Below are 13,629 nucleotides of genomic sequence, written 5' to 3'. Positions count from 1 at the left end.
TCCTCCTGTTTACCGAATACTTAAATATGTATTCAACATTTGGAAAAGCATGCGAACGAGCTTGTGTCGGTCTCATTTTTGGGCTGTGACCGATTAGCCAAGCATGGGTTAGGCTGCCCAACGTACCCCCAACGTAATTAGGGATTCAACGCTAAATCCCTCTGCTTGTTAAAGGCAACGAAAACGGCACATAGCAGCAGTACAATCCCGGTGAAAATAAATCCTTCGGTGATGTCGAAGGGCAGCCAGCCGAGTACGGAGGAGCCTGCCACGACTCCCAGCGAGAAGAAGGCGTAGAAATAACCGTAAGCTTTTCCGCGAAGCTCGGCAGGGGTCGCTTTAATGAGCATCGTATTAATGGACGGGAACAAGAAGGCGAAGCCTACGCCATATAGTCCGAGCACGAAATACAAAGTTAACGTAGTTGTCGATTGGCTGATGAGCAGTTGGCTGATCCCCATCAAGCCAATGCCGACGGCCATCGTCTTGGCGGGGGCCACCCGGTCAAAAATCCGGTTCGTAGGCAGGACAAAAATAAGGACAGCAATAATTCCGAACGTGCTCATTAAGGTTCCGCTTAGCCTTGAATCATAGCCGAGCGTTTGAACATGCAAAGGCAGCAAATAGGCGATTACGCCTTGGGAGAACATTAAGAAAAAAGCGCCGCCGTAAGCTTTGAGTACGCCTGAGTTAAAGAGCGAGCCTAATGGTTGAACGACAGAACTGATTTTCTCTTTCTTCGCTACCTTATACTTGCTAAGAAAAATAGCCGAAAGAATAGCAAGTGAAAAGCCTAATACAGCCACGCAGGTAAAGACGAACGGTACAGAGGTTTTACTGGCCATGATACCGCTGAATGCGGGTCCAATAATGGCTGCGAGACCAACGAAGGTGCCGGTGAAGGCGACTTTTTTGCCTTGCTGGTCATTAATTGTTGTATTTGCTGAAAAGGTGAAGGCAGCAGGTACGATTAATCCGGCGACAAAGCCATGTAGGATTCGAACGACAATTAAGAAGAAGGGTTGATCGACGAAATGATACAGCATGAGAGCGGCGCTGGATAATAACAAGCCGACCATTAATATTTTGAAAGGCCCAATCTTGTCCGTCATAATGCCCGATAAGATATTGCCCACCGTATTGGCGAGCGAATAGAGCCCAATGACAAAACCAACTACAAACGAGCTGGCACCAACGGAGGCAGCAAAGGTGCTCATGACGGGCAGCTGCGAGAACAAATCAAAGAAAGAAAAAAATACGATGCTGTACACAAGCAGAGCGTAGTTGAATGGCCGTACCTTATATTTCGTTTGTGCCTTCTTGAGCTGCCAGTCCAGCAAAAAGTTGCCAAGCGGCACAAAAGCCGCCAGTACTGCTGCTGCAGGCCAAAGGAGGCTCCAGTTGATCCGAATGGCCGCATATAGAATCGCAAGGGCATAGATGCTGAAAATGCCGCCGTGAATGCTGCCTACGATCGTGACAGCTTGCTCGATTCCCCAAATATATTTTAAAGGCATAGCGATACTTAGCAATACGAGTAATGAAATACCATCTAACAGACCGGTAATACGTAAAATGGAAATGGGATGTGCGCGCACGGGTTTTGCTCCTAATTTATATTTTGAAATGATTACTCTATTCTAACATTTTATTAGGCGGGGAAAATAGGTTGGCAGGGATTGGTTTGCTCGTTTGGCTATTGGAATGTGACAAAAGTGTAACCATTCAACCTAAGTCAAACGGTCAACCAGACATGTACATCCTCAAATTTGCATAAAAACCAAAGAATCACGACCTTGTTTTTACGATGTTTTTTGTTCGATAGGGCAGGTATCCTTATAAGCAAGCAACAAATGCACAGTAGCCGTTCCATTTGGGGCGGCTTTTGTGTTGGCTATTTTATTTATCAGATAGCTTTGCTCCGTCTAATGTCACTATTATCGTAATCTACTAGATCAACGATCCCCTTATGTTCCATTTTGCTATCGAGTGATTGCTAGTCCGAAGGACACATGCCTATAATATATGTAACCATTTGAGGGAATACATAATAGCTTTGCAGAAAGGTTGCCGTGCGATATGCGCAGAAAAAGCCTGTTGAACAAAATGATTCTTTTTGGAAGCGTAATCAGTATTTTACCCGTGCTCATTATTGGGCTGTTTTCCTATATCCAATCCTCCAAGCAAGTGCAGGAGCGGGTCAATCAGGCTGAGCTGCAGTATGTGCGGCAACTGAACGCCAATATTGAACAAGTGCTCAAGACAGTTGATCATACGCTCACGAATCTAGCCGAGTCGCGTGTGATGGAGGACGCTCTGTACAGTGTGATGAGCGCGCCAAATTTTCAACTATACAATAATTTAAAAAGCGAAATAACTCATTTACAATCCTTCGATACCAAGGTCGAGGATGTCATTATCGTGAACAAGCAGCGAAATTGGCTCATCAAAAATTCGGGCATCAAGCGGCTGAATGAGCATCCCGACGAGCGGACGTATCTGGATAAATTTGAATTGATTCATAATACTTCTTGGCTTTTAGTAGAAAAGAATAGCTATAAGGATGCGATCTCGAGTCGTAGCTGCCCTTATATGATCAGTCTAGTGAAAAAGCTGCCGAATATTACGATTAATAAATATGCGCTAGCGATTGCCAACATTCCGGCTTGCAGCATTGCCGAATTAATAACGGATGGAGAGGGCCAGGAAGAGATCATCGTGCTAAATGAGGAGCAGCGAATTGTGCTTCATAAAGACAGCGCCATGATAGGCAAGCCACTTTCGTCTCATCCGGTATATGGGGCCGAGATGAGCTTTGACGGTCCATCAGGGCAGCTGCAGGCGATGTATGACAGTCGGCCTTACACGGTTACCTATTACAAATCCACCTTCAACGGCTGGACCTATCTGTCTGTCGTATCGATTGATCAGTTGACTGAGGAATCAAGGCAGATTGGCTGGTTAACGCTGGGCATTAGTTTATTCATTATGATATTATCGATTCTTTTTGTCCTGCTGGGTACGAATAAGCTGTATACTCCCTTGAAGCGTTTGGTCAAAGCGATTGAAGGCCGCGATTCGGGCAGCGAGGTTTCTCCTCGTAATGAAGTGCAAGTGATCGAGGATCATATTAAGCATCTGTTTAACTCTAACTCCAAGCTGGAGAGTGAGATGCGGAGCCAGGTGCAGCAGGTGAGCTCGCTATTCCTTCACCGCATGCTCAGCGGGAGTTTGCGCGACGCAGAAATTCACGAGAAGATGAATTATTTTGGCTTTCAACCTCATTGGCAGCAAATGGCGGTACTGGCGATACAAGTGGATACGCTCGAAAATACTCATTATGAATCCAAGGATCTGGAGCTGCTGCTGTTTGCCATGTTGAATATATCGGAAGAGGTTATTCCAAAGAAAAATCGGCTGCCAGTTATTTTGATGGATCGTTCGGTGGTCGTTGTCGCTGGTTATAAGGAAGAAAGCTGGCAGCAAGTGGAGGAGCCGTTTTATCAACTAACAGAATTACTAAAGAATTTGATCACGCGTTATTTGGGCCTGTCCGCCAGTATTGGCATCAGTGCGCCGTTTCAGGAAATGAAATATGCTTCACGTGCGTACGAGGAATCACTGGAGGCTCTGACGCACCGGATTCGACTGGGCAAAGGGATTATTGTGCCTTTCAGTAGTCTACATTCGGGCAAACCTTCCGTTGCTTTCGAATACCCTGCCCGCATTGAGCATGATTTGATTCAAGCGATCAAGCTGGCTGAGCAGGAGGAAGCGGTTTTGCTGCTCCGCAATTGGATGGCCGAAGCGATTAACCAGATTCAATTGCCGGATCATTATCAGCTGTCGCTGGTTCGGCTGCTCAATCGGCTGCTCTTGCTTGGGCAGGAAGCAGGGATTGCTCTGGGCAAGAGTGGGACCTACCGAATGTCGCTTTACGAGGAAGTATTGGCGCTGCATGTCAGCGGTGAAATAGAAGATTGGTTTAAAGGTAAATTGATAATGCCTATGCTTCAGCAATTCGCTGAACGCCGCCATTCGCAGGATCAGAAGCTTTCAGAACGGATTATCGATTTGATTCAAAATCACTATGATTTCGAATTTACGCTAGAAGACTGTGCTGTGCGCCTGCATTATAATGCAAGCTATTTGAGCAGCGTATTCAAGAAAGAGACGGGCTACACCTTCAGTGAATATTTGGCCAGCTACCGACTGCATATTGCCAAGCAGTGGCTGACGGAAACGGATATGACGGTTAAGGAAATTGCAGAGCGGCTGAAATATAACAATTCTCATAATTTTATTCGAGCTTTCCGCAAGCAAGAGGATATGACGCCCGGGCAATATCGATCTCAGTATAGCAGCCTGTAATAAAGATAGGAAAAAGCGGAATATCAGGCATAATCATTTGGTTGGATGGAGGCGTGTAATCGCCGGAAAGTCACGAATGGCAAGGGTTCTAGCCAAATGAGTATAGGCGATATGCTTCTTAACCATTTACGATGAAGCAGCAACAGAAAATACAGGTTAAGGGGTTGAATTAGCATGAAAAGAAAAGTCGCAATGGGGATGCTGATGGCGCTAGCGGTGCTGGCAAGCGCATGTAGTAATGGTAGCGGCAATGCTTCAACAGGGGGCAAAGAAAATGGAGGATCAGAAGGGACTGGCGGCCAGTCGGCTCCCGCAAAAATTTCCATCATGACGCCTTTGCATATGGCAGAGACGCCAGATCCCAAGATTGAGCAGTTAATTGAAGAGAAGCTGAATGTAGATTTGGATATTCAATGGATTCCGGCATCTACGTTCCCGGATCGAATGAGCGCAGCTTTTGCTACGGGAAGCCTGACGGACATCGTTAATATCTCGATTACAGGCGCCAACCGCGAGGCCATCCGTGACGGACAGTTCTGGGACATTTCTGCTTATATCGATCAATATGAGAACTTAAAGAAGCTGAACCCGGAAGTGCTGAATAATACCAAAGTGGATGGCAAACTGTATGCGCTCTATCAAGGGAGGCCATTATCCCGCCAAGGTATCATCTATCGTCAGGATTGGGCTAAGCAGCTTGGATTGTCCGATCCGCAAAACCTGGATGAATTGTACACGATGCTTGAAAAATTTACCATTGAGGATCCCGATCAAAATGGTCAAAAGGATACCTTTGGTCTGGCAGAGCGCGGAGATTTGGTGTCCGGCGCATTCAAAACGATCGCTTCCTGGAACGGAACGCCGAATGAGTGGGGTGTAATGGATGGTAAGCTTGCACCGGCATTTATGTTCCCGGAATACAAGGAAACGATGGAGTTTTTCAAGAAGCTGCGTGCAAACGGATACATTAATTCTGATTTTCCAGTTACAAGCAAGACCGAGCAGCAAAATTTGATCATGAACAGCAAGGCCGGCGCTTATATCGGCTGTATGTGTGATGTGCAGCAGCTGTATACTGGATTGGCGCAATTGCAACCTGATGCACAACTCGAGGTGTTTAATCAAGTGAAGGGGCCAAGCGGCAAATTCACCGTATTCTCAGGACCAGGCTTCAACCACCCTTATCTGTTCCCGAAATCAGCGATTAAGACAGAGGAAGAGCTGAAGCAGGTGCTAGCCTTTATGGATGGCATGATGAGTCCTGATATCGCAAATATGCTGTACTGGGGCATTGAGAACGAGCACTATACCGTTGTCGACGGCAAGGCTGTACCCGTAAAGGAGCAAGCGAAAATTGACCGGGATGTAAAACCGTACAATACGATTGAGGTTGGTGATTCTGCGACCAATAGCCGTTTGGAAGGCAAGTATGATTACACACCAATGCAGAAAGCGCAGGAATTGTTTGTCGACAATGAAGCGTTTGTCGTGCCCGATCCAACGCTTATGCTGGATTCCGATACATTTACCAAGCACAAGGACCGATTGGCTCAAATCATAACGGATGCAACCTACAACTATATGCTGGGCGAAATGGATGAGGCCGGATTTAACAAGGCAGTGGAACGCTGGAAGTCTGAGGGCGGTATGCAAATGATCGATGAGTTTAACGCTGCCTACGAGCAAAACAAATAATGTACTGCTAAGCGGCGTGTTCCTGCTGAATACAAGCGGGGACAGCCGCTGTCATAACGATACTTGTATTTCTGCTTGCTAGATAGCAGTTTGAATAGAAACCTAATCGCCTATAGTCATATATCCTTGTTTTCCGCTAGTTAAACTTGTTTATAAAACGCTTTAGGAGGGCGGAAAAGATGAACAACCAACTGACAATGTCGTCAGGCAAGCGAGCCCATATCATGCGTAACATTCTAAAAAACAAGTGGCTGTACCTGATGATCTCTCCGGGACTGCTGTATATTTTGATTTACAAATATATTCCCATGTATGGTCTGATTATCTCATTTCAGAACTACAAATCCTATCAAGGGATTCTTGGCAGCGAATGGGTAGGCTTTGAGCATTTTGAACGATTGTTTGGCTCTCCGGACTTTTGGATGATCTTCTCCAATACGATTATTTTATTTGCTCTGCAGCTGCTGATCTTTTTTCCTATACCCATTATTCTGGCTTTGATGCTTAACGAACTGCGGTCGGAGAAATACAAACGGACGGTTCAGACCTTGATTTATTTGCCGCATTTTATGTCGTGGGTCATCGTTGTATCGATTAGTTTTGTTATTTTCACGGTGGACGGCGGTATTTTTAATAGTTTGCTGGAGTTGCTTGGGTTTGAAAAAATCAACTTCCTGCTTAAAGAAGAGTGGTTTCGCCCGATGTATATTCTTCAGGTCATATGGCGTGAGGCTGGCTGGGGAACCATTATTTTTCTAGCGGCAATCGCATCGGTTGATCCACAGCTGTACGAAGCGGCCAAGATGGACGGTGCGGGTCGAATCAGACAGATGGTCAGCATTACATTACCGGCTATCAAAAGCGTGATTATAGTTTTGCTAATTCTGAAAATTGGCGACGTGCTGGAGCTGGGGTTTGAGCATGTGTATTTGCTGCTCAATTCCACAAATCGGCAGGTGGCAGAAATATTCGATACGTATGTATATGTGACGGGTATCCATCAAGGGCAGCTCAGCTATTCCACGGCAGTCGGCTTTTTCAAAGGATTCGTAGGGCTGGTTCTGGTTATTGGCGCGAACTGGCTGGCGAAAAAACACGGCGAGGATGGCATTTACTAGAAGCACGAGAGTGAACGGGGGGAGGAAAACAAATGGTAGGCGACAAATCATGGAGCGGACGGATTTTTAATGGAGTGAATGTTCTACTGCTAGGCATCATCGGATTGGTGACGGTACTGCCGTTTATTCACGTTTTTGGCAGCTCCTTTGCGACGGCAGGCGAAATAGCATCCAAAAAATTTTTGCTGATTCCAACGGAATTTACGTTGGATGCATACAGATTTATTTTTTCTACTAGTACATTAACTCGATCCATGCTCGTTTCAATTGGCGTGACAGCGTTTGGAACCATTTGGAGCATGTTCATTTCGGTGTTAACGGCTTACGGGCTGTCACGCAAGGATTTGATGGGACGCAATTGGATCATGTTTTTGTTCGTATTTACGATGTTGTTCAACGGCGGAATGATTCCTACATTTCTGGCCGTTAAGGAAACGGGCTTGCTGGATTCATATCTGGCTTTGATTATTCCGGTATCCATTAACGTGTTTAATATGATCATACTTAAAACCTTCTTTCAGGGGCTCCCGGGTGCATTGGAGGAATCGGCTAAAATGGACGGCTGCAACGATTTCGGTATATTGTTCCGTATTATTATTCCTTGCTCTCTCCCGGCAATTGCAACGATTTCACTTTTTTATGCGGTGACCTATTGGAATACGTATATGCACGCTATTCTCTATTTAAGCGATGCGGCCAAGTGGCCGGCGCAAGTGCTGCTGCGGCAAATTATCGTATTGGCAAGCGGCCTGAGCTATGACAATTCCGTGTATACCGATGTACCGCCGCCTTCGCAAGCAGTGAAAATGGCCGTTATCGTCGTGGCAACGCTGCCAGTGCTGCTCGTATACCCGTTTTTGCAAAAGCATTTTGCCAAAGGCGCTCTGCTCGGTTCCGTTAAAGCATAATGAGGAGGAGAGGAGTCCTATGCCCACACAAAGCTGGTCGGTTCTAACGGTAGATTCTTTGATGAGGCAATATCCTCTGCTGTCGGATCACCCCTATTTGAGTGATTGCTGGAATTATGAAAGCGGCTGCCTGCTGCTGGCGATCGCCCGTTTGTATGAGCGAACCGGCTCACAGGAATATTTGTCCTATATTCGCAAAAATATCGATGCCTACGTTGCCGAAAACGGTTCAATTCGCAGCTATAATCTAAATGATTACAATCTGGATCAGGTCAATCAGGGCAAGGTGCTGCTGTTTTTGCATCAACAAACAGGGGCCGACAACTACATGCAGGCAGCCCGTCTGCTGATTAGCCAGCTGGAAGGTCAGCCTCGCACGGAGGAGGGGAGCTTCTGGCACAAAAAGGTATACCCTTACCAAGTATGGCTGGATGGGTTATATATGGCTGCTCCATTTCTTGCTGAATATGCACGGATGGAGAAGCGGCTGGAACTTCTGGATGATGTGGCCAGCCAGCTTCTGATTGCCGAGTCTCGCACGCGTAATCCGCTGACGGGTCTGCTGCACCATGCCTACGACGAAAGCAGGGAGCAGGAGTGGGCGCACCCGGAGCATGGCCGTTCGCCTCATGCTTGGGTACGGGCGATTGGCTGGTACGGCATGGCTATCGTCGATGTTCTTGACTTTATGCCTATTAGCCATAGCTTGCGAGGACAGCTTATCGGCACGTATGAGCGGCTGTTTGCGGCTTTAATACGAGTGCAGGACAGCGCGACCGGGCTGTGGCATCAGGTGCTTGGCGAGGAAGGGCGCTTCGGTAATTATTTGGAAAGCTCCGGCTCGGCCATGATCGTGTACGCAGCTCAAAAGGCGCTCAATCAGGGCTATCTTAGCGGGAAGTACCGTGCTTCGGCTGACCAAGGGTATGACGGACTGCTGCAGCATGCAGCGGCGATAGATGAGGCTGGGAATGTGCATGTGCATGGCATTAACCGTGTTGCGGGATTAGGCGGGGAGCCTTATCGCGACGGTTCCTTCACTTATTATATTAGCGAACAGGTGGTCTCTAATGACTCCAAAGGGGTGGCACCGTTTATTTTTGCCTGCATAGAGAAGGAAAAAGGTGAGGCTGCTCTAAGCTAAGAACGATGATACGGCGTAATGCTGCACAATAGGATGGAGGAGAATCAATTATGAGTACGAATGCTCCGCGTGAGCTGAACTACTTTCGGCAATTGTTTGGGGATCTGGATGTGGCTCAGCGGGTAGGTGAGCTAGGCAAACCGTCCGACGAAGCTATTTTGCAGCAGTTTATCGACTCTGGGGTGAAATTCTCTGCTTCGTCGCCTGTTCTGGAGTCAGTGTATTACCGGGCGGTGCGCAAGCTGCTGGATTGCATCGTTCCAAATGCACAACAAGCACCGATTCTTCAGGAGGGAGGGGTCTATCTAGGCTGCTGGCTGGAGAGTACCGGAACGATAAATGCCGAGCTTTGCTCTCGGTTTATCCCGTCTGTTGCTGAAGCAACCTACAGCCAGTTTGCAGCGCTGCAGCGTGAAGACGGCTTGGTGCCTTACAAAATTACGGCAGAGGGCGCTGTATTTAAGCAAATTCAGCTCGTTACGCCGCCGGCTAGAAGTGCCTGGAACCATTATGCGCTGCATAGAAATCAGACAGCGCCATCCTTTTTACCACAGATGTACGAGGCGTTATCTCGATATGATAACTGGCTGTCGCAATATCGCAATACGCGGGGAAAGGGCTGTGTGGAGGCGTTTTGCGCATTTGACACAGGCCATGATTTATCGCCAAGGTTTTGGCATGTGCCGGATACTCCTCATTTGAATGACCCGGCGCTCGTGAATCCCGATTCTCCTATTTTGCCGTTTTTAGCACCGGATTTGACTGCCAGCGTATATTGCAGCCGCAAATATCTTGGTCAAATGGCGCGCGAGCTTGGGCTCTCGGACGAACAGTGGCGGGAAAAGGCGGAGCATGGGTTGGAGAGTCTGATGAAGCATTGTTTTGACCAAGTGGATCATTTTTTTTATGATGTGGATAAGCAGGGGCAATTCGTGCGCGTTCAATCCGATGTGCTGCTCCGCGTCCTTGCAAGTGAGGTGGGAGACAGGGATTTTTTTGACGGGATGCTGAGGCGATATTTGCTCAATACCTCCAAGTTTTTTGCAAAATATCCGTTTACATCGCTGTCGATGGAGGATCCGCGGTTTGATCCCTTTTCGAGCTATAATACTTGGGCGGGTGCAACGAACTTTCTCAGCCTCATTCGTGCTCCGCATGCCTTTGAATATCATCAGCGTTATGTGGAGCTTACCTGGATATTGCAGCCGATTATATCGGCGCTGTCACGCATGACACAGTTCGGGCAATGCCTCAGCCCGTGGACCGGAGAGGAGGGCTATACGGAATCGTATTCCCCGTCCATACTATGCTTGCTTGATTATATTGAAAGGCTCTGTGGTATTTTCCCGACAACCGGGAGTGAGCTATGGTTTACCGGATTGCTGCCTTATCCACTGGATCATGGCATTTCATTGGCCGAGCATACCGCCTACAGCCGTACGGTTGATGGAACAGCTTATGAGCTAATTAATACAGAGGAGATGGCGAGTATTTATGTCAGCGGCAAGCTGCGGTATCGTTTCCCATCAGGCATCCGTCTGGTGACGGACCGCACAGGCAATCTGAAGGCGGTGATCGGGATGACTGCGCGCAGGGTTGAAGGTATTATGGAGTACGGTGAGAAACAGATTTCTTTTGGCGTGGACGGAAATGAGACATTAGTGTATGAGAATGGTGCTTTTTATTCAGCTTCATCGCCGGGTGTCGTGTATCCGACGTATGGTTAAGGAAGGTTTTATAACCTGAGGGATCCAATAATGTTTCAATTCTAAATTTAACCTATTTTCTCTTGCATTAAGGTAGTTCCAGCGGCTCTCTCTCAATGGTATGATAGAAGCTGAGGGGTGACAATGAAAATGAACAATGAGACAACAAACGAGGAAGTAAACAGCACGGAACCGGTCATGACAGAGGAGAAATGGGCAGAGCTTCTAAAGGCTGTTCATCATAATGGCGTTGTAGCTCTAAAAACGCAATTTGACAACGTTGAAGGGCAAGTGTTGAACCTTGAAGCTTACGGCCCGGTTTTTGTATTTCATGTGAAGGACGAATCGGATAGTGTATACTCTTGCGGTTTTTTTCTGCGTGAGTTGATTGCTAGATTCCAATCAGGCAATGATCCTGCCCTTTGGATGGCTTCTTTTTTTGTTGAGCTTATGGAGACCAAAGGCGGAAAAACTCTTCCGCAACCGGCTTCGAGCGAAGATGAAGCAAAGGCAATCATTGACAAAATTCTCGTCCCGCAATGCATCAAAGCGGTTACAGAAGAGTTCGCCCCTGAGAAGGTACATGCCGGCCTAGCTTGGAACGAAGACCACGGTCCGGTCTTTGAAGCAGGATTTCCATCGATTATCGAAGGGAATAATGTTTGCGCTATTCCTCTGCATATCCTGCTCACACATTTGCAACTGAATCGGGATCCAGGGGAGCTATTGCTTCAAGGCTTGTATGACATTCGGGAAAAGAATGGCATTGACTAACCTATGTTTTTCTAAAAAAATAGGGGGTATTCCAATGAAGGTTCTATGACCTTTAGAGGGATGCCCTCTTCTTTTTGCCTAAGTGCTGGTCATACCGATCCCGCTGGGCTAATTTCTCATTGAAAAATATGATAGGATGGAGTCAACACAATCATTAGCATAAATGCACCGTGTACTTTAATGGAGGCTTTGGTTATGAAAAACGTGGTCTCGGAATGGGCGGAGTCCCACTTTCCTTTATATACGATTGGCAGCATACATTCGCTGTACAGCACCTCAAATCAGCCCATGCATAAAATTCATGAGAGTCTAGCCGTGATTCTTGCGATTGCCGGAGGCAAGGGCACTTTCCGAATCAATGATCAATCCTATGAACTTGCGGAGGGGAGTGTCATCCTTCTCCCGGCACAAAGCCATGCCGCCTTAATTGGAAACTTATCGCAGCCTCTTCATACTTACATGCTTTCGATCAGTTCCCAGGAGCAGGCGAGCCCGCTGTCATCCGGTGCGATGGTTCAAAGAAGCGAGATTGCCTCTCGTTCAAGTGTGTTGTTCTTCTCGCATAAGCCTCAGATTGTGGCTGATGTGGAAGAGCTTTATATCCACCGGTTGCCGGCAAACGAGGCAAGACATGTACAAAATCAAATAACCTTTTATCAAATCATGCTAAGGCTTCTGGAGCAGCAGGACGCTAAATATGCGGCAAGTGAGCAGCCTTATATGGAACGCAGCATTACTTATTTGGAGAACCACTATGGCGAAAAAATCACGCGTGAGCAATTGGCCGCCATGGCAGGCATAAGCCAATCTCACTATTCGATCCTCTTTAGACAGTTAACAGGGTTCACGCCTAATGGATATTTATCAAGGCTGCGCGTTCACCGAGCCAAGGAGCTATTAATGAGCGGTTCGGGCACACTGCGGGAGATCGCGCAGAAGGTGGGGTACAAGGACGAATTTTATCTCAGCCGACGCTTCAAGCAGCAAACCGGTGTTTCGCCTTCGGATTACAGCGGCGGCTCATTACAACGAATCGCCGTGCTGCTCGCGCCATATGCTAGTCATTTGCTGTTGCTTGGGCTGGTGCCTTCTGTCATTATTTCGGAAAGCAGTGAATACTTGAATACGATGGACCTGCCGCCAACGCAAAGCATGATGTTCATTAATGCCAATGGTTCTGCTGAACAGGTGAGGTCGGTTTTGCTTGATCACGACATCGAGCTGATTATTGCGGCAAATGAGCATATGCATCAATTTGGTCTTCCTTTAGGCCATTTGCGAGGTGCGGCACCCATCGTTGAAGTTCCATGGATGAAAATGGGATGGAAGGATCATCTCCGGCTTATCGCTCAGGCGATTCAGCGCAGCGAACGGGCAGAGGAATGGCTTGCTGTATTTGAAAAGGAGGAGCAGGCTGCCAGAGCCATCGTGCAGCAAAGTGGAGTTGCAAATGAAACCTTCACGATTTTGGTTATTAAGCCCGAGGAGCTGCTCGTTTACGGAGCGCGTAATGTCGGATATGTGATGTATCAATCACTAGGGTTACAGCCCCCAGCAAAGATTGGACAAGAGCTTGAAAAGCTGGGTGATGAATTTCATTCCGTTCCGATTGAAAGATCAGAGCTTGTTGATTATGCAGGATCACGAATATTTGTCATTGTATTTCCCGATACCAAAGGCTCTACGGCGCATGCGGAAAGAATATTTCTGTCTTCGGATTGGAGAGAGCTTCCCGCCGTAAGGCAGAATCATGTGAAGCTGCTGGATAAGGATGAATGGGTGCCTTACAACCCGGTTTCCATTCAATTGCAGCTTGGGCGTGCGGTAGCTTTATTTTCTGGCAACCAATAGTCCAAGCTCATTTCCGTACAAAAAGGCATGGATAGGTGCAGGATGGCCCCCTATAATGATGA

9 protein-coding genes are annotated in these 13,629 nt (G+C 47.3%); 8 read left to right on the top strand and 1 reads right to left on the bottom strand.

Annotated elements, in window-relative coordinates; genetic code table 11:
* Window positions 1-137: 137 nt before the first annotated feature.
* A complete protein-coding gene (locus tag FJQ58_RS16045; RefSeq protein ID WP_139995179.1) occupies window positions 138-1,598 on the bottom strand; it encodes an MFS transporter in 1,461 nt (486 codons plus the stop codon).
* 481 nt (window positions 1,599-2,079) lie between these two features.
* Between FJQ58_RS16045 and FJQ58_RS16040 the strand changes: the two genes are divergently transcribed.
* The 8 genes from FJQ58_RS16040 to FJQ58_RS16005 all read left to right on the top strand — a co-directional run bounded on the left by FJQ58_RS16040 (window position 2,080) and on the right by FJQ58_RS16005 (window position 13,567).
* Complete coding sequence (locus FJQ58_RS16040; protein ID WP_139995177.1) at window positions 2,080-4,371, top strand: helix-turn-helix domain-containing protein; 2,292 nt, start codon at window positions 2,080-2,082, stop codon at window positions 4,369-4,371.
* A gap of 174 nt (window positions 4,372-4,545) precedes the next feature.
* Window positions 4,546-6,066, top strand: coding sequence for an extracellular solute-binding protein (locus tag FJQ58_RS16035; RefSeq protein WP_139995175.1), 1,521 nt, complete (start codon window positions 4,546-4,548; stop codon window positions 6,064-6,066).
* Between the two features lie 197 nt (window positions 6,067-6,263).
* The gene (locus FJQ58_RS16030) at window positions 6,264-7,184 is read left to right on the top strand and encodes an ABC transporter permease (RefSeq protein ID WP_420799845.1); all 921 of its coding nucleotides are present in this window, start codon (window positions 6,264-6,266) and stop codon (window positions 7,182-7,184) included.
* A 32-nt stretch (window positions 7,185-7,216) separates the two neighbouring features.
* Window positions 7,217-8,092 (top strand): carbohydrate ABC transporter permease, encoded by an 876-nt coding sequence (locus tag FJQ58_RS16025; RefSeq protein WP_139995171.1) that lies wholly within the window; start codon window positions 7,217-7,219, stop codon window positions 8,090-8,092.
* Between the two features lie 19 nt (window positions 8,093-8,111).
* A complete protein-coding gene (locus FJQ58_RS16020; protein ID WP_139995169.1) occupies window positions 8,112-9,236 on the top strand; it encodes a glycoside hydrolase family 88/105 protein in 1,125 nt (374 codons plus the stop codon).
* A 50-nt stretch (window positions 9,237-9,286) separates the two neighbouring features.
* Entirely contained in the window at window positions 9,287-10,963 is a 1,677-nt protein-coding gene (locus FJQ58_RS16015) for an MGH1-like glycoside hydrolase domain-containing protein (protein ID WP_139995167.1), read from the top strand.
* A gap of 129 nt (window positions 10,964-11,092) precedes the next feature.
* Entirely contained in the window at window positions 11,093-11,716 is a 624-nt protein-coding gene (locus tag FJQ58_RS16010; RefSeq protein ID WP_139995165.1) for a hypothetical protein, read from the top strand.
* 195 nt (window positions 11,717-11,911) lie between these two features.
* Window positions 11,912-13,567, top strand: coding sequence for a helix-turn-helix domain-containing protein (locus tag FJQ58_RS16005; RefSeq protein WP_139995163.1), 1,656 nt, complete (start codon window positions 11,912-11,914; stop codon window positions 13,565-13,567).
* The last annotated feature ends 62 nt before the right edge of the window (window positions 13,568-13,629 follow it).

Origin of the sequence: Paenibacillus paridis (genome assembly GCF_006345825.1) — a bacterium.
In the GTDB taxonomy this organism is placed as follows: domain Bacteria; phylum Bacillota; class Bacilli; order Paenibacillales; family Paenibacillaceae; genus Pristimantibacillus; species Pristimantibacillus paridis.
This window is presented reverse-complemented; position numbering and strand designations above follow the sequence as displayed.